Raw genomic sequence first — 17,354 nt, 5'->3', positions numbered from 1 at the left:
CCGAGAGGAGCCAACCATGCCCGAACCGGTTATCGACCGGACGTGGCCGATCACGGTCGCGACGCTGCGGAAGGCGCTCGGCTACAGCTCAGATCAGGGAGACGCCGACGAGCTCGCGCTGTTCGCTCAGGCGGCGTGCGAGCTGATCGACCTCATGACGGGCCGCGCGAGCGACCCGACCCGGCACACCGTCACGGTGGGCGAGTCCGCAGTGGTGCCGATCGTGTTCATCAACTCGGCGCGCGAGACGGCGAAGCTCTGGTGGCAGCAGTCGAAGAATGGCCCGCGAGGCGTGGTCTCCGATCCTGGCGCTCAGGTGCAGGGTCCGCCGATGGGCGCAGCTCTCCCACGCAAGGTCGAGGGCTGGCTCGCTGACTACCCGCCGCCACCTGGCTTCGGTCAGCCGATCACCGAGGCCGAGTAGTGGCTACCGGGATCAGCGAGATGACCGCGCAGTCGACCGCGCGAGCTGCGCTCGTCGCGGCTGCGAAGGCTGCGCTCGCGGGCGAAGAAGTGGACATCGGCAGCGGCTTCCGCTGGCCGATCGCGAGCAACGACTGGGTGTACGCCACCGAGACCGACAGCGACATCGACCCGACGACCATCGGCCCGCGACGCACGCTCACGGAGCGGATAACGCTCAGCCTCTCGATCGGCTCGTGGCGACCCGGAGGCGATCAAGAGGCAGAGAACGCCGCGCACGATCGGGCGTTCGAGCTGCTCGGGAGCATCCAGAACCACGTTCGCAAGAACGACATCACGCTCGGCGGCACCGTCCTGTGGTGCCTGCCGGGCTCATCGACATCAGCAGGCGCGACCGCCGAGGGTGACTCCGGCGAGGGACGCCTGACCGAGATTGCCGCGACGTTCGTCTGCGAGCACCGGATCGCAACCGCTTAGGAAGGGGAACATCATGGCGCATTTCAGGAACGTCTCGCCGATCGGAGCGCTCGACATTCCGGCGCTCGGCCGCATCGTCCAGGCCGGTGAGGTCTTCGAGGTCACGAAGCAGACCGAGGACTTCTTCGACGCTCAGCCCGGGAACTTCGCGCGCGTCGCGGAGCCCAAGAAGGGCAAGTCGGCCAAGCCGGCCGCATCCGTCGCGCCGTCCGGCGCAGGCGACACGACCGACACCCCCGAGGGTGACGAGCAGAAGGAGGAGAGCCGATGACGACAACGCAGCTCGACTACAGCGTCGGGATCGGCAAGGAGGAGACGTACGGCACGGCCGTCACGCCGACTCGCTTCTTCGAGTCCGAGGCCGAGATGAAGTACGACGTGCAGAAGTCGCAGTCGAAGATGTTCCGGCCCGGCAAGCGGGTGAACCGACTGAACCGGAACGTCCTCAGCAAGATCGAGGTCTCCGGCGATCAGACGATCGAGCCGTCCACGAAGGGGCTCGGCTTCCTGCTCGAGGCTGCGCTCGGTGTCGTCACGAACAACGTGATCGCCAGCACGTCGCCAGAGGTCTACCAGCAGGTCCACACCCTCACGAAGGCCGATCACCTGGACAGCTACACGATCCAGGAGGTACTGCCACTGCTCGGCGCTGGAGCGGGCCAGCCGCACACCTTCACCGGGTGCATGGCGAACTCGATCGACATCAGCGGCAAGACCGGCGACCCGCTCGAGTTCAAGGTTTCCTGGCTCGGCCGCGACATGGTGACCGACATCGCGGCGGCGGCAACGAGCTACCCCGCGGACGACGACCTGTTCACGTTCGTGCATGGCTCGATCGGCTACGACGGAACGCTCACCGCGCCGACGACGACCGCACTCGCCAGCCTCTCCGGCGATCCCGCGAGCAACATCTCGGACTTCTCGGTATCTGTGGCGAACAACCTCGACACCGAGGGCTACAACGCGGGCGGCAGTGGCAAGCGCTCGCGCCCGAACGTGCTCGGCAAGGCCGGAGTCACGGGCAAGGTCACGGCCGAGTACACGGACAACGAGCTGCGGGATGCGTACATCAACCAGACCCCGCTGCCGCTGGTGCTGACGTTCGAGCACGAGCGCGTGCTCTCCGCGGCTCCGAGCAACACCGTGGCGGTTCTCCAGATCGTCATCCCCGCGATCCTGCTCAAGGGCGAAGTCCCAACGAGCAACGGCGGTTCGCCGATCACCCAGTCGATCGACTTCGAGGTCTTCGACAACGGGGCGGCGGCGGAGCCGATCTGGATCGTGTACCGGACGCTCGACACGACGCCGTAGCGATGCCGGGCGGAACAGTAGTCGCCGACCGGCAGCAGCTCACGAGGCTGCTCGGCCAGTTCCGCGATCTACCGCCCAAGGTGCGGACCTCGACGCGGCGCGAGCTGCGCGCGGTCGGCGACGACGTGATCGGCGAGCAGCGGGCCATTCTCAGTGGCCCGCTGCCTGCCGGTGTCGAAGTCGCCGGTCAGTCTCGAGCGCTTGCCTACAACAAGAAGACCGGGCAGTTCTTCACGCGGAAGATCAACCTCTACGCCGATCGCGAGGTGCAGCGGCCCGGCCGCTCGACCGGTCTGCGCGAGCGCATCAAGGCCGGGCTCGTCACGCGCGTCGTGACTGGCAAGACGCGGCAGGGCATCGACATTCGCACTCAGAACCGCAAGGCACCGATGAGCACCGGGTGGAACGCGAAGCGGTTCCGGCATCCCGTGTTCGGGAACAAGGAGCGCTGGGTCTATCAGGCCGGGCAACCGTACTTCTTCAAGCCGGTCTTCAAGGGCCGTGCAGACATGATCCGCCGCGCCGCGGCGATCCTCAACGACGCAGTGGAAGGCAGGTAGAACATGGCGAAGATCACACTCGAGGACGGGCGGGTCATCCCCGCGGTCAAGCCGCATCTCGGAGATCAGCTCGACGTGGAACGCGCTCTCGGGCTCAAGCCGAAGGAGTTCCAGCAGGTACTCCAGACGAACGCCTTCTCAGCCGCGTTCATGCTCTACGCATCGCTCAAGCGGGCCGGAGCGCCGATGACGGTCGAGGCGATCATGGAGATGGACCTCGAGAAGATCGGGAAGATGATCGAGCTCGAGCCGGGCGACAAGCCCGACGAGGACGAGCCCGAGAGCGAGGGTGAGGAGACCCCGGACCCTCAGTAGTCCAGAACCTGCGCAGCCGAAAGCGAGCGCCGAAGCCGGAGGGCTGGCCCGAGCGGGAACGTCTTAACGAGGACGAGCCGACGCTCGCCGAGCAGGTCGCCAAGCGCGCGCTGCTCATCTGCCGTCACGACTACTGGCCGTCGCTCACGCCCGACCGCATCTGGGAGCTGGACTACGAACTCTGGCCCGAGCTGGCAATCACGTGCGACGCGATCACCGAGTCGCGACGCAAGCAGCGCGAGGAGAACGAGCGCGCGATCGCGGAGCGGTCGAGCCTCATGAAGCGCGCTCGTAGCAAGAGGAGGTAGCTCATGGCCGGCAGCGTCAAAGACCTTCTCGTCAAGATTCTCGTGGACGACTCGGATATCGAGAAGTTCGAGCGAGCGGGCGATAAGGCGCTCACGTTCGGCAACCTGCTGGACAAGGCCGCACTGGTCTCGGCAGCGGCTCTGGCCGGACTTGGCGCGGGTGCGCTGTACGCGGGCCAGAAGGCGTCCGAGGCCGAGCAGGCCGCGGGCGCGGTCGAGTCGGTGTTCGCGGACAAGGCCGCGAGCATCACGGCACTCGCTGAGGCGGCGTCGGATGCTGTGGGTCTGTCGCAGACGGACTACTCGAATCTGGCTTCGGTGCTCGGTGCGCAGCTCACGAACATGGGTGTCGCGAACGACGCGCTCGTGCCGCAGACCGAGACCCTCATCACCCTCGGTGCCGACATGGCGGCGACGTTCGGCGGGTCGACCTCCGACGCGGTGGCGGCGCTCTCGTCGCTGCTACGCGGCGAGCGTGACCCGATCGAGCAGTACGGCGTGTCGATCAAGCAGGCCGACATCAACGCCAAGCTCGCCGCGATGGGCCTCACGGGGCTCGAGGGCGAGGCTGCGAAGGCCGCGGAGACGCAGGCGGTCCTCGCGCTGCTGACGGACCAGACCGCATCGGCCCAGGGCCAGTTCGCTCGCGAGTCGGACTCCGCGGCCGGCGCGCAACAGCGCGCGAATGCGGCGATGGAGAACGCCTCGGCAGAGATTGGCACCGTGCTACTCCCTATCATGGCCGAGGGCGCGACTGCGCTCCAGGGCTTCGCGGGGTGGGCGAAGGAGAACGCTGGCCTCGTGCAGGGGCTCGCGGCCGGAATCGGGATTCTCGCGGGCGGCGTGCTCGTCATCGCTGGCGCGATGAAGGTGTGGGCCGCGATCCAGGCGGTGCAGACCGCGATGCAGTGGGCGAACAACGCAGCATGGCTCGCGTCGCCGGTCACGTGGATCATCCTCGCAATCATCGTCGGCATCGGCCTGCTCGTCGCCGCGGGCATCTGGCTCTACGAGAATTGGGACGAGGTAACCCAGTGGATCGGCGAGGCGTGGCAGAACGTCTCGGACTGGTTCATGGCAGTCGGCGACGGCATCGCGACGTGGTGGAACGACCTTTGGGCAGGCATCACCGGATGGGTGATCGACACCTTCGGGCCGATGATCCTCTGGGTGCGCGAGCGCTTCGAGCTGATGCAGCTCGGACTAAAGATCGTCGGCGACGGCATCGCGAAGTGGTGGCACGGCCTGTGGGCTGGGATCGGCGACTTCTTCTCGGGCATCTGGAACGGCCTCCAGGACATCGTGCGCGGTGCCTGGAACGGCATCGTCGGGTGGATCGAGGACGGCGTGAACAGCGCTATCCGCCTCATCAACGGCATCATTCGCGGCATCAACAACGTGGGCGGCGCGATCGGCATTCAGCTCAACCTGATTCCGAACGTCAGCATCCCGCGTCTCGCCACGGGTGGCATCACGATGGGGCCGCAGCTCGCGATGGTCGGCGACAACCCGGGCGGGCGCGAGGCGATCCTGCCCCTCGACAGCCCTGCCGCGCGAGACCTCCTCGGTGGCAACGACGGCCCGATGGACCTGTCCGACTCATCGATCGACAAGCTCGCGCGTGCTCTGGCAAGCATCATGCGGAACGAGTCGCGGAAGGGCGGTGAAGTGTGACCACCTACTCTGACCCGTACGCATCCAAGACTGCGTGGAGCCTCAAGCTCATCGTTACCGAGGGCACCCTTGACGCACCCAACAACCGGTCGTACGTGTCGTGGTCGCTCCGGCTCTACCGAGGCGACGGCTCGACACCCTGGAACAACGCGGGAACGCCGTTCTCCGTCTCGGGTCCGGGCGGAGTGTCGGGAACCTTCCCGGCCTACCGCTTCGGTTCGACCGGCTCGGGCACCAACTACTCGGGCATCTCGGTGGGCGGCTATGTCACCATCGCGTCGGGCGGCGACTGGGTGGATCACGAAACGGACGGTTCGGGCTCGGTCAACGTCTCGGCGTCGCACGCTGCGGCGGCAACGCTCGGCACCGCGGCGATCGGCACGAAGACCTTCGGTCTGACGACGCTGACGCAGGTTCCGGGCGTGCCGGACTCCGTTGCTCTGGCGTACTCGTCGGACACTCAGGTGAACCTGTCGTGGAACGACACGTCGGAATCGAACGGCCAGCCGACGACGAACCAGATTCAGACCTCCGTCAACGGTGGTGCGTTCGCGCAGGTCGCGTCCATCTCGGCGGCGGAGTCTCTCGTTCTCACGGCTGCGGCGAACCGCAAGATCGTGGCACGGGTGCGCGCGACCAACAGCGAGGGGTCGTCGTCGTACTCGGCTTCCTCGAGTCCGGTCTACACGACGCCGGCCGCGCCGAGCGGAGTCAACGCGGCGAAGGATGCGAACCTCGACATTTCGGTCGCGTGGACTCCGCACGTGGCGTTCACCGAGCACCAGCACATTGTCGAGCACGGCACCGTCACGGGCGGCGTGACCACGTGGGACGGGTCGGCGCTGGCGACTGTCTCGTCGGGGGTGACCTCGTACAAGCACATCGACCCGGACCCGGCCGATGTGCATGTGTACCGCGTGCGGGCGAAGAACACCGACACCGCGGGGCGGCAGTCGGCGACGGTGCTGTCCAATCAGGTGCAGCTCCTCGCCGCGCCGAACGCGCCGACGCTGCCCGACCTGCCGTCGCACGTCGACAAGGCCGAGGACTTCGACCTGCCGTGGACACACAACGCGGTCGACACCACGCCGCAGACGGCCTACGAGGTCGAGTACTCGACCAACGGCGGTTCGTCGTACACGTCAACGGGAAAGATCACGTCGACCACGGCAGAGCACACGTTCGCGGCGAGCACCTACGCGGCAAATGTGGCCCTCACAGTGCGCGTGCGCACGTGGGGCGAGGCGACCTCGGGAGGCTCAGACGGCACCGGGGCGTCGCCGTGGTCGAACCCCGACACGGTGACGTTCAAGACGCGGCCGGTCGCGACGATCATCTCGCCGGAGCACTCCGGCGAGTACGTCCTCGCAGAGCTGACCGTGGAGCTGGAGTTCGAGCAGGCGGAGAGCGCGACGTTCGTCAGCGCGACGATAGAGGTCTACTCGGGTGCAACGTTGCTCGAGCAGCGCGAGTCGACCACGCTCGCGGCCACGGTCATGGATACCCGGGTGGAGAACGGCGAGACGTACTCGGTCAAGGTGACCGTGCTCGACTCGAACGGGCTCGTCTCGGATCAGGTGACGGCGACGTTCGATGTTGCCTACACCGCGCCGGTCGCCGCGTCCGTGACGGTCGTGTACCTCTCGGATTCGGGAGTCGGCCAGATCGGCCTGACGATCCCCACGCCGGGCGTCGGCGAAGTCGAGGCCGCTGCGGTCACCATCCGCCGCGCGATCGAGGGTGTGAGCGAGCTGGTGGTGGAGGCCTACCCGGCCTCGAGTCCCCTGACGATCCTCGACACCACGCCGACGATCTACGGCGAGAACGTCTACACGGTGACGACCATCTCCGCGGACGGTGCGACGACGGAGGTCGAGGAGACCCTGACGACGGCCGAGGAGGAGTGGGCGTTCATGTCGGCCGGTGCTGGTTTCGATCAGGTGATCCGGTTCGGCGGTGAGCTCAAGCCGCAGGCGAGCCCGACCGTGGACTCGCGGCTCGTGAAGACCGCGGGGCGCAAGCGCCCGATCGGTCTCTACGCGGAGAGCGGCGACCTCGTGGTCAGCGGCACGGGAGAACTTGTGACGGGTCTCGGCTCGAGCGCTGAGGAAGTCGAGGCGTTCCTGCTGATCCCTGGCAGGAAGTGCTATCGCGACCCGACCGGCCGTCGCATGTTCGGCCGGATCACCGGCCAGGTGTCACGGGACACCTACTGGCTCGGATCGTTCACCTACACCGTGGCCGAAACGTCCTGACCGAGAGGGGGCACGATGTCGATCCCGCTGCCGTCCGGCATCGTGCCCGTCCGCTCACTCACGACCGATGAGGTTCTCTACGGCAACAGGCTCACGTCATATCGGTGGGAAGTGCTCGAGCACTCCGGGGGGACCGACAGTCTCGTCGGCGAGCTCGACGGCGTGGTCGACGGCTCGGCGTCCCTGAGCTGGGTCGTGAACTCGGCCGTCAAGGGCAGCGGGGGCCTCAAGGTAACGGACACCGACGAGACGAAGCCGGGTCGTCTTTCGATCCGCGACGTGTCGCTCTCGAAGCTGCGGCTGCGTCCTGTGCGAGTGATCGAGGGGCTCGGCATTGAGGAGCCTCTCGGCGTGTTCCTGGTGGGCTCGGCTCCCGAGGAGTGGTCGAGCACCGGCCGAAGCCTGAGCATCGATCTGCTGGACAGGGCGACCGTTCTGGAGCAGGACAAGCTGGCAGCGTCGTATGCGGTCGGCACGGAGACCCCGATCCTCTCGGCGGTCAAAGACGTGATCGAGTCGGCCGGGGAGTCGATCAACATCGACGCCTCGGTGACGACCACGCTCGGCTCGGCGATGGTCTGGCCCGCGACGACGCCGAAGCTCCAGATCGTGAACGACCTCCTCGGCACGCTCAACTACAGCTCGCTTTGGGTCGACGGCCGCGGTCGCTTCCGGGCGACCCCGTACGTGTTCCCCGCGGACCGCTCGATCGGCTACGAGCTGCTCAACGGCAAGGAGCGGAAGCTGGTCGACGGCGAGGACTCCATCTACGAGCCGGACTGGACTCGAGACCTCGACCTCTACAACGTGCCGAACCGAGTCGTCGCGGTGCAGGCTGCGACCGGTGAAGCTCCGGCCCTGACGGGCACGTACTCGAACACCGACCCCTACTCGCCGTTCTCGTTCGCGGCGCGCGGTCGGTGGATCGTGAAGACCCTCGAGGGCGTCGAGACGCCCGAGGGTGACGAGGCGAGCGTCGTCGCGTTCCTCGAGTCGAAGGCGCGACAGTCGCTCATCGCGTCGTCGGCGGTGCAGTCGACAGTGAAGGTGAAGCACCTGCCGATCCCGATCAGGGTCTCTGACGCGATGCGGTTCGCGAACTCGCCCGCGAAGATCAACGCGCGGCACACGGTCACGTCGATTGAGCTTGAGGCGCACCCGCTGGGTCTCATGAAGACATCGCTCATGGAGGTGATCGACCTGTGACTCAGACATCGGTGTGGGGCAAGGTGACGAGCACCAGCCCGCTGCGCGTGCAGCTCGGAGGCGACCCGGAGCCGTTGCCCATCACGCCCGTCGCGCTGATCGATCCCGCACTGCTGAACGTGGATGACCTCGTGTTCTGCGAGCGACCGGCGCGGAAGGTCTTCATCATCGGCCGCGCGCAGGGTGACGGCGGGGGCGGCTTCATCGGTGAGCATCGCGCGGGGGAGTGGGCGACCCCGCCACACCCGGCGTGGGTGCTCGCGAATGGTGCCGTGCTGAACATCGCCGACTACCCGAAGCTCGCCGCGCACTACGAGGCGACGTACGGCACGTCGAATCATCACGGGGGGAACGGTACGACTACATTCGCTGTTCCTGACACCCGCGAGCGCACGTACGTGAACCAGGGCGGTGCTGACGTATTCGCCAATATCGGCGCGGTGACGGGAGCGAAGGAACACACGCACGACCTCTCCGACGCGGGCTGGGCGAAAATCACGGGCGACCTTGACTTCATCCGCAATCGAAGAATCAGCGTCCCGAACTGGAGCGCGAACCGCCAGACCCCGAGCGACTACTCGAATGGCAGTAGCACGGCTTCCCCGGGGGTCGCTTCGGCTCTGGGTGGCGCGACCGACTCAGCATCGAACGTGCCGCCGAGCTTCGTCTGCCGGTACGTGATCCGCGCGGCCTAAGCGGCCCGGATGATGTAGCGCGCCACGAAGGAAGGTTGAACGGCTGACGCCGCTTCGGTTGAGCCCATCAGGGCTGGTGAGAGCGAAATGCCGCTAGTAGAGCTTCCGCCGTCAGAGCCGGAGAGGCGACGGTTCGCGCTCCAGTTCGTGGCGCTGCCTACACGGCGTGCTTCCACCGCGCCGCCCCAGACGGTTATCTGCGCCTGGCCTGCATCACTCAGGTCATGGGCGTGGGACTTGGCCCCGGTCGCTGCGCCGATAGTGGCGATTACGAAAGGACTTCAACATGACCCTCGACAGCAACATCGAGAAGCACGAGCAGACCATCGAGACGACCGTCGTCACCTATGAGGACACCACCTACACGGACGGCACGTTCACCGGCTCAGTCGACGCCGGGCAGGTCACGATCACCGTCGCCAACATTGACGGCACCACGACCATCCGCGTCCCCCTGATCCATCTAGACCGGGTGCGGGCGATGCTTGACCACATTGCCGCAGACCTGGTCTAGAACTCTTGCACCACATCCATCCCAAGCCCCGCCGTTGTGTGGGGCTTTCGTCATTCCCGAAGGGGGACACCATGACTCACTCAGCACTGACCGACACCATCAAGCTTTCCCCGCAGTACTCGTCACGCGACGAGACGAGGATCGACACATTCCTGATCCACCACACGGCATCCGTCTCGGGCCGCGGCGATGGAGTGGTGTCGATGATGGTCAACCGCACCCGCACCGTCTCCTCGAACTACGTCATCGGCAACGACGGCCACCTGTGGTGCGTCGTAGACGAGGACTTCCGAGCATGGACGAGCGGGTCCGCCACAGACGGCGGCAAGGGCGCAGCGTGGGACCGCCGCGCGATCACCGTCGAAATCGTCAACGAGGCAGGCGCACCCGACTGGCCTATCTCCGTCGCTGCGATCGACAAGGCAGCGCGCCTCCTCAATGACCTCCGCAAGCGGTACGGCATCGCTCACATTCTCGGTCACCGTGACCTCTGGGCGACCTATCAGGCCAGCTACCCGACGTTCTGCCCCGGCCCGAACACGGTCGCCCGAATCGTCGCCCGCGCGGCCGAGCTTGCAGGGAACGACATCGACTACCGTCGCCTCGCCACCTACCTGAACAGGCAGAGCCTCGGCGTGACCTCGACCACGGGGGACACCAGCGCCGGTCGGGGCGACGGCATCCCGGGGCCGAACTACTACACGATGGTGCAGACCTGGGGGAAGCGGAACCGCCCCGATCTGTACGGCAGCGGCTACGTCATCGACGGCATCCCCGGTCCCGGCACATTCCGCGTGGAGGCCGCGATCTGGGCGCTGCTCAACAAGCCCGAGCCTGCACCGGTTGTGATCCCGGAACCCGAGCCAGCGCCCGTCATCGACCTCGAGCCGGAGCAGCCGGCCGAAGAACAGGAGGCACCCGTGAGCCCGACCCCTGACCCGGTGGACGACATCGTGTCGCAGCCGATCCCCGACGCCCCCGAGGGGGAACCGGAGCCGGACCCGCAACACGCGGCCCGGCGCGAGGCGCTCGTGCGTCGCATCTTCACCGCGATCGCTGACGTGATCCGCGGACGCCGCACGGTCGGCGAGCTGGCGATCGCCACGCTCCGCACGGTCGTGCCGTTCGTGTACTCGTGGGTGATCGTGTGGGCGACCACGAACGTGAGCTGGCTCGACTGGCTCGCGTACGTGCCCGCCGACATCGCGCTCGAGGCCCAGTCGGCCGCGGTGATCGCCCTCGGCACGGGTATCTACGCGCTGCTGCGGAAGCTCGCTCAGCGGTGGCCGAATCTCGAGCGGTTCCTCGGATCGGCGAAGACCCCAACCTACACGGGCTGATGGGCACGATCGCCGCTGTCCTGACCGCGCTTCTCGCGGTCGGGATTGACGACGTGAGCACATGGCGCGAGCTGATCGAGTGGGCCTGGGGAGGCATCCAGAACGCCTCCCCGTGGCTCGCTCCGCTGCTCTGGAGCCTGCTCGTGGTTGCAGCCGCCGTTCTCTGGGTCAAGGGCAAGGGCTGGCAGAAGCTCAAGGCAGCTCTCAAGTGGGCGCAACGCGCTGTCCGCGCGGTCGACCAGTTCCTCACCCTCACCGAGGACATCTCCTACATCAAGGGCCAACTACAGAACAACGGTGGCTCGACGGTGAAGGATGAAGTGCAGACGCTCGGTCGCACGGTCGCGCGCATAGAGAAGAAGGTGGATCGGGCAGCTCGCACAGCAGCCGAAGCCAAGAGGACTGCCACCACCAGCCAGAAGCTCCTGCAAGAGCACCTTTCAAGATCGACCTGAACAAGCATGACTGCGCCCCGCGCTCCAGCTCTCGAGCTGGGGCGCGGGGCGCTTTCGTCGTGCGCGCCGGAGGGCGCGACGTGTCGCGGGTGGCCGCGGGCGACGGGTCAGAGCTGAGCGAGCACCGCGTCGCGGAAGGCCTCGAAGTCGGCGGACTGCTTCTTGGTGAAGATCACGGCGTTCTCGTCGTTCGCCGCATCCTGGAGGCGACCGACGCCGCCCGAGCTGCGGCCGACCTCGCCGGAGACGCTCAGGGCGAGGAAGCCGTTCACCAGCATCGTCGCCGGCCGAATCTGCACGCCGCCGATCGAGCGCAGCGGGATTGTCTTCGCGCCCTTGTTCCCGATGCCCTTCCGGGTGATGGTGACGAGCTGGCCGTCGAAGCTCACGGAGCCGTTGACGCCCTTCGCGGTAGTGGTGTCGGTCATGGGTGCTTCCTCCTCGTGGTCGGCGCTCTACACGCTACCGGCAGCGCTACGCGGCGGCGAGAGCTGCGCGGCGCACGGCGTCGGACTCCACGCCCGTGTATATCTGCGTGGTCGCGACGCTCGCGTGGCCGAGCAACTCCTGGACTGCGCGAATGTCGCGGCCTCCGAGCTGGTAGGCGCGGGTCGCGAAGCGGTGGCGGAGCTGGTGTGCGGTCGCGCCGGGGAGCACTCGCGCGATGAGCTTGGAGACGTACTGAGCGGAAAGGTGCCCGTCGATGAGGCCGGGGAACAGCCAGCCCGGGCCGTCCGCGAAGGCGAGCAGATCGCGCGCGAGATCGTCGGGCAGCGGCACGTAGCGGATGCGGTCGCCTTTGCCGTGGACGACGAGGGACCAGCCCACGAGGTCGCGCACGAGGTCGTCAGTGTGGACGAGCGCTATCTCGCGGCACCGCAGACCGGCGTACGCGGCGAGCCGGACCATGAGGCGGGTCCGGGTGTCTGAGTCCGCGAGAGCGGCTTCCAGAGCGTCCTCCTCGGCAGGGCGCGGGACGCCCGCAGCGACGCGCACTCGAGGCAGTAGCTCCGCGGGATTGCGGTCGGTGAGTGAGTGCAGCATGGCCCAGCGGTAGAACTCGCGCATCGTGGAGCGGAAGGTCTTCATGGTGGAGCCTGACCACTCGCGGCGGTCGATGTGGTCGGTGAGGTCGAGGGTGGTCGCTGACCACGGGTCGACTTGGCTGTCGCAGGCGAAGCGGCGCAGGTGGTAGGAGCGGAGGGTGAGCGTGGGCTTCGGCGCGCCGCTTCGAGCGAGGTTCGCGAGGAACGCTTCTATCGGTTCTGTCCAGGCGGGCGGCGTGGTGATCTGAGGTTTCATCCCCGACTGTGGCACCAGGCGAAGGTGCCGCACCGTCCCCATTTCGGGTCACGCTCCGAGCTGGTTACGCTCGCGGCTGTAGTCTGCGAGGCGTCGGACCGGGGCGACCCATGATCCATCGGTCACGGGTTCAAGTCCCGTCCGCCCTACTGCTCAGACCCGTGCCGGGAGGCCTCATGACCATCGACCACGCGGTGCCCCGCGCCGCCGATTCGCGCGTCGCCGCGGTCGTTCTCGCTCTGCAGGCGCTCGCGACGCTGGTCGTGATGGGGCTTGCGGATGCTCGGCTCGACGTCCTCGTCGTCGTCGAGCCTCCGATGCTGCTGGCGGAGGCGTCGGCACCGCTCGTCTCCGGCGTACTCCTCACTCCCGAGGCGGTGCGCGGCATGCTCGCGGTACTGCTCGTGACGGCGGTGCTGCAGGCCTTTCTCGTCTACCAGCACGGTCGCTCCGGCCTCAGCGCATCGACCGCGTCGACCGCGCACTGGGTCGCCGTCTCGCAGTCGCTCGGCATCACGGTCGTCATCATCGCGCTGCTCAACGGCGCAGCGGCGGCGAGCACCATCGTGCTCGCCTACGCGCTTGCTGCCGGGGGCGGCCTTCTCGGATGGCTGCAGGATCGCGCACCCCGACGGTCGGAATCGCGCGCACGCCTGTGGCCCTTCGCCGTCCTCACCGTGCTCGTGATCGTGCCCTGGGGCGTCATCGCGCTCGTGCAGATCACCGGCCTCGTGCTCGGCGCGCCGGCGAGCGACGGCGTGCGCGCCACGACGCTCGTCGTGCTCGCGGCGACCGCCGCCTGGGCGGTCGCGGAATGGGCCATCGCCCGACCCGCCGGGGTTGCGCGCACGCCCGAGGGCGCCGCACGCCTGCGCGTGATCTCCTCCACCGGCCTCGCGAGCATTCCGGCGGGGGCGGTGCTCGTGCTCGCGCTCGTCGGGGGCTGAGCCCGCCCGCGCGTCGATTGGCGCGCATCCCGTCGCTTGGAGAGGATGTGAGCATGGCTGACACCGCACCCGCCCCGACCCCGCTCGAGCGCTACGCGACCTTTCGTGAACGGCGTGCCCTCGCCGCCGTGCAGCCGCAGGGGCCCCTCGCGCTTGTTAACACGCAGTGGGTGGATGGCGAGCAGACCATCTGGGGTGTGCCGGGCCGCTGGGCCACCGCTCCGGAGGGCGGGCTGCTCGTAACGGCGTCGCGCGAGGACGGCATCACGGTCGACGGCGAGCTCGTCGACGGCACCGTCCGCGTGCGCGGCAAGGACGACGCCGAGCCGAGCAGCATCGTCTTCGACGACCACACGACCGGCTTCGTGATCGCGGGCGAGGGCGGCACGTACGCGCTGCGCGTGTGGGATGCCCGCAGCGAGGCGATCGAGAACTTCGGGGGCATCGATGCTTTCGACTACAACCCCGACTGGGTCGTCACGGGCACCTTCCACGAGATCGAGGGCGGCACGACGGTCGGCTTCGAGCACCTCAGGGACGAGGGCACGACGCGCGAGCAGGTCGTGCCCGGCGAGATCCGCTTCACGCACGACGGCGTCGACTACGACATCGCGGCCTTCAAGGCGGGGCGCGCTCTGCAGCTCGTCTTCGCCGACGCCACCAACGGCGAGTCGACCTACAGCGTCGGCCGCTTCCTCTTCCTCGCCCCCAACGCCGACGGTTCGATCACGCTCGACTTCAACCTCGCGATCCTGCCCCCGTGCGCGTTCAGCTACAACTTCAACTGCCCCCTGCCGCCGAAGCAGAACCGCTTCCCCTTCCCCATCGAGGCGGGCGAGAAGAACGTGCTCGCGAAGGACGGCTCGCTCCTGCACTGAGCGGCCTCACGCGGCTCTCGCCCACGAGGGATGCTGCGCTCGAGCCCGGCAAGGCCGCGAGCCGAGCATCCCGCCCGCGCACCTCCACAATTCAGGAGTCGACGCGGTGCAAACCGTTTTCTCGGGCCCATGCACGGCGTGTCGCGCGGCTCGGAGCGCACGAACTCCTGAGTTGTGGAGGTGACCGGGCGGCGGGGCGCGTCGGTGCGACACGGCAGACTGAGCGCATGCCGATCGTCGTCGAGCGCCGGGGCGCGACTGTCGCGCTCGTCGACGTCGACGACTCGGGCGCGCCGCGCGACGATCGCGCGAGCACCCTCACGACGGAGGCCGAACTCCCGAGGCTGATCGCCGAGCGGGAGGCGGAGCATCCCCGCTGGGTCTGGACCGACACGGCGCGATGGTACCCGCCGCTACTCGCCGCGGGTGTGCGCGTCGAGCGCTGCCACGATCTGCGCCTCGTCGACCGTCTGCTCGCGGGCATCCAGGGGCGCGCGCCCCGCACCGACTGGGGCGCCCCGGCCGCCGCTCGACAGCGGCACGGCGACACGCTTTTCGACCTCGACAGCGACCTCGACACTAACCCCCACGGCGACCTCACCAGCGACCCCGCCGGTCACGCTGACAGCGGTGCCCCACGCTCCGATTCGGGCCAGGATGCTCCGCTCGCGCCGCCCGCCGCCGCCACCTATCGCGCCCAGCTCGCCGCGATCGCCGCGCACGCCACCGCCCGCGATCTCACCCTGCTCGCGGCGGCGGAGTCGGCCGGGGCCCTCGCCGCCGCCGAGATGACCCACGTGGGGCTCCCGTGGAGTGAGAGCGACCACGACGCTCTGCTCACGGCCGTGCTCGGGCCGCGACCTCCCGTAGGCGGTCGCCCAGCGCGCCTCGACGAGCTCGCAGCGGAGGTGACCCAGCGCCTCGGCGTCGGCCCCGTGGCGCTCGACTCGCCGACCGACCTCATCCGGGCGCTGCGTCGCGCGGGCCTCGAGGTGGCGACGACGCAGCAGCGCGAGCTGCAGCGGCTTGCGCACCCGGCGATCGCGCCGCTGCTGCAGTACAAGAGCCTCGCGCGGCTGTGGACGGCGAACGGCTGGGCGTGGCTCGACGAGTGGGTGCACGACGGCCGCTTCCGCCCGGTATTCCTGCCGGCCGGCGCGAGCAGCGGGCGCTGGGCGTCCGACGGGGGCGGCGCGCTGCAGCTGCCGCGGCAGGTGCGTCCGGCCGTGCGGGCCGATGAGGGTTGGATGCTCGTGGTCGCCGACGCGGCGCAGCTCGAGCCGCGCATCCTCGCCGCCCTTTCCGGTGACGAGGCGATGGCGCGCGCCGGCGCGGGGGTCGACCTGTACGCGGGCATGGTGGAGCGCGGCGTCGTCGACACGCGCGAGCACGCGAAACTCGGGATGCTCGGGGCGATGTACGGCGGAACGACGGGTGAGAGCGCCCGCGTGCTGCCGCGTCTCGCCCGCTCGTTCCCCGCGGCGATCGCGTTCGTCGAGGCGGCGGCCCGCGCGGGGGAGCGCGGTGGCTCCGTGACGACGCATCTCGGCCGCACCTCTCCACCGCCGAGCGCGCAGTGGCTCGACCGTCAGTCGCTCGCGGCCGCGGAGGGCGCGTCGGAGGGCATGCGGCGCGCGGCGCGCACCGATGCCCGGTCGTGGGGCCGCTTCACGCGCAACTTCGTCGTGCAGGGCACGGCGGCCGAGTGGGCACTCGCGTGGCTCGCGGGTGTGCGTCGCCGGCTGTGGGCTGCGGAGGACGGCCTGCTCGAGCGGCAGGCGCACCTCGCGTTCTTCCTGCACGACGAGCTCGTGGTGCACGCTCCCGCTGACCGGGTGGCCGATGTGGAGTCGGCGTTGCGGGAGGCGGCGGCCGAGGCGGGCCGCATCGTGTTCGGGGCCACGCCGGTGACATTCCCCGTCACGGTCGCCGCTGTGCAGCGCTACAGCGACGCGAAGTAGCGAGCGAGACCGTCAGGCCGGCGGATGCACGGTCTCCGCCGCGCGGCGGCCCCGACGACGGCGGTCGGTGCGCAGTGGCCACGGCTCGATGACGGGCAGGGAGTCGAGCCAGGCGAGCGCGGCCGAGCGCAGCAGTCGTGCGGCGTGCTCGGCGGCGGCCTGCGCCTGGCCTCCGGTGGGGTCGAGAGTCTCGCTCGAGGCGCCCGCATACGGTTCCCACAACCGACGGTAGTTGGTCACGAGTGTCTCGTGGTGGCTTCCCGGGAGGGAGAGCGCCAGGAGGATGCGCTCGACCATGTCGTGCCAATCGGCGACATCGGGCTCTGTGAGGTGCATGCGCGCCTCGATGATCCCGGCGTCGGTGAGCTCGTACAGCGGCAGATGATCCTCTGTGATGCCGGCGGAGGCGATGAGCTCGTCGCGGCGCAGCCGGTCCAGGGTCGAGTAGACCTGCCCGACGTTGAGCGGGGTGTCGCGCCGCGTGCGCTCGACGACCTCGCCGTGCAGCTGATACCCGTACGCGGGCCCGAGGGTGAGGACGGCGAGGAGGGAGTGTCGCAGCGTCATGGCTTCAGCCTAGGCGAGACGCCGGCCGGGCATCCCGATAATCACACTCCGAGGTGCCTCATGTAGGAATGCCCGCGAAATGGTTCCCGTGCCCCAGTTAAGTATGCCCGCGAAGCCGGGGGTCAGCTCGCGGGGCGTAGTTTGATGCCGCGGGTGGTGTCGGGCA

19 protein-coding genes are annotated in these 17,354 nt (G+C 68.5%); 16 read left to right on the top strand and 3 right to left on the bottom strand.

The annotated features are described in order from the left end of the window. Positions 1-16 precede the first annotated feature (16 nt). The 13 genes from FK219_RS03100 (at position 17) to FK219_RS03040 (ending at position 11,533) form a co-directional block, all read left to right on the top strand. On the top strand, positions 17-424 hold the full coding sequence (locus tag FK219_RS03100) for a hypothetical protein (protein ID WP_152582979.1): 408 nt from the start codon (positions 17-19) through the stop codon (positions 422-424). After that, on the top strand, positions 424-900 hold the full coding sequence (locus FK219_RS03095; protein WP_152582978.1) for a hypothetical protein: 477 nt from the start codon (positions 424-426) through the stop codon (positions 898-900). Before FK219_RS03100 ends, FK219_RS03095 begins: the two co-directional genes overlap by 1 nt. 13 nt (positions 901-913) lie before the next feature. Then, complete coding sequence (locus FK219_RS03090; protein WP_152582977.1) at positions 914-1,171, top strand: hypothetical protein; 258 nt, start codon at positions 914-916, stop codon at positions 1,169-1,171. Continuing rightward, positions 1,168-2,211: a phage tail tube protein gene (locus FK219_RS03085; protein ID WP_152582976.1), complete on the top strand. Its 1,044-nt coding sequence runs from the start codon at positions 1,168-1,170 to the stop codon at positions 2,209-2,211. Before FK219_RS03090 ends, FK219_RS03085 begins: the two co-directional genes overlap by 4 nt. Before the next feature lie 2 nt (positions 2,212-2,213). Further along, positions 2,214-2,771, top strand: coding sequence for a hypothetical protein (locus FK219_RS03080; RefSeq protein ID WP_152582975.1), 558 nt, complete (start codon positions 2,214-2,216; stop codon positions 2,769-2,771). Positions 2,772-2,774: 3 nt separating this feature from the next. Beyond that, positions 2,775-3,086 carry a hypothetical protein gene (locus FK219_RS03075; RefSeq protein ID WP_152582974.1) on the top strand — a complete coding sequence of 104 codons (312 nt, stop codon included), beginning with the start codon at positions 2,775-2,777 and terminating at the stop codon, positions 3,084-3,086. Between the two features lie 311 nt (positions 3,087-3,397). Then, entirely contained in the window at positions 3,398-5,068 is a 1,671-nt protein-coding gene (locus FK219_RS03070) for a phage tail tape measure protein (RefSeq protein ID WP_152582973.1), read from the top strand. Continuing rightward, the gene (locus FK219_RS03065) at positions 5,065-7,323 is read left to right on the top strand and encodes a fibronectin type III domain-containing protein (protein WP_152582972.1); all 2,259 of its coding nucleotides are present in this window, start codon (positions 5,065-5,067) and stop codon (positions 7,321-7,323) included. The genes FK219_RS03070 and FK219_RS03065 overlap by 4 nt, the downstream gene beginning before the upstream one ends. A 15-nt stretch (positions 7,324-7,338) precedes the next feature. Next, positions 7,339-8,529: a hypothetical protein gene (locus FK219_RS03060; RefSeq protein ID WP_152582971.1), complete on the top strand. Its 1,191-nt coding sequence runs from the start codon at positions 7,339-7,341 to the stop codon at positions 8,527-8,529. Further along, complete coding sequence (locus FK219_RS03055; RefSeq protein ID WP_165638024.1) at positions 8,526-9,224, top strand: tail fiber protein; 699 nt, start codon at positions 8,526-8,528, stop codon at positions 9,222-9,224. Before FK219_RS03060 ends, FK219_RS03055 begins: the two co-directional genes overlap by 4 nt. Positions 9,225-9,510: 286 nt before the next feature. Further along, entirely contained in the window at positions 9,511-9,738 is a 228-nt protein-coding gene (locus FK219_RS03050; protein ID WP_152582969.1) for a hypothetical protein, read from the top strand. A 71-nt stretch (positions 9,739-9,809) separates the two neighbouring features. Next, on the top strand, positions 9,810-11,078 hold the full coding sequence (locus FK219_RS03045; protein ID WP_152582968.1) for an N-acetylmuramoyl-L-alanine amidase: 1,269 nt from the start codon (positions 9,810-9,812) through the stop codon (positions 11,076-11,078). Then, complete coding sequence (locus tag FK219_RS03040; RefSeq protein ID WP_152582967.1) at positions 11,078-11,533, top strand: hypothetical protein; 456 nt, start codon at positions 11,078-11,080, stop codon at positions 11,531-11,533. Before FK219_RS03045 ends, FK219_RS03040 begins: the two co-directional genes overlap by 1 nt. 107 nt (positions 11,534-11,640) lie before the next feature. On the opposite strand, the gene FK219_RS03035 is transcribed toward FK219_RS03040, so the two are convergent. Further along, positions 11,641-11,961: a DUF4429 domain-containing protein gene (locus tag FK219_RS03035; protein WP_152582966.1), complete on the bottom strand. Its 321-nt coding sequence runs from the start codon at positions 11,959-11,961 to the stop codon at positions 11,641-11,643. A gap of 46 nt (positions 11,962-12,007) precedes the next feature. Beyond that, entirely contained in the window at positions 12,008-12,835 is an 828-nt protein-coding gene (locus FK219_RS13575; RefSeq protein WP_210416757.1) for a tyrosine-type recombinase/integrase, read from the bottom strand. A 176-nt stretch (positions 12,836-13,011) separates the two neighbouring features. Between FK219_RS13575 and FK219_RS03025 the strand changes: the two genes are divergently transcribed. The 3 genes from FK219_RS03025 (at position 13,012) to FK219_RS03015 (ending at position 16,621) form a co-directional block, all read left to right on the top strand. Next, on the top strand, positions 13,012-13,782 hold the full coding sequence (locus tag FK219_RS03025) for a hypothetical protein (protein ID WP_165638023.1): 771 nt from the start codon (positions 13,012-13,014) through the stop codon (positions 13,780-13,782). A gap of 53 nt (positions 13,783-13,835) precedes the next feature. Continuing rightward, entirely contained in the window at positions 13,836-14,660 is an 825-nt protein-coding gene (locus tag FK219_RS03020; RefSeq protein WP_152582964.1) for a DUF1684 domain-containing protein, read from the top strand. A 227-nt stretch (positions 14,661-14,887) separates the two neighbouring features. After that, the gene (locus FK219_RS03015; protein WP_152582963.1) at positions 14,888-16,621 is read left to right on the top strand and encodes a bifunctional 3'-5' exonuclease/DNA polymerase; all 1,734 of its coding nucleotides are present in this window, start codon (positions 14,888-14,890) and stop codon (positions 16,619-16,621) included. 12 nt (positions 16,622-16,633) lie between these two features. Here the strand turns inward: FK219_RS03015 and FK219_RS13400 are convergent, their stop codons facing one another. Then, positions 16,634-17,188: a PadR family transcriptional regulator gene (locus tag FK219_RS13400; protein WP_210416756.1), complete on the bottom strand. Its 555-nt coding sequence runs from the start codon at positions 17,186-17,188 to the stop codon at positions 16,634-16,636. Between the last annotated feature and the right edge of the window lie 166 nt (positions 17,189-17,354).

This window comes from Microcella pacifica (genome assembly GCF_009371975.2).
GTDB lineage: Bacteria > Actinomycetota > Actinomycetes > Actinomycetales > Microbacteriaceae > Microcella > Microcella pacifica.
The sequence above is the reverse complement of the archived record's forward strand: the minus strand, read 5'-3'. Positions and strand labels throughout refer to the sequence as shown.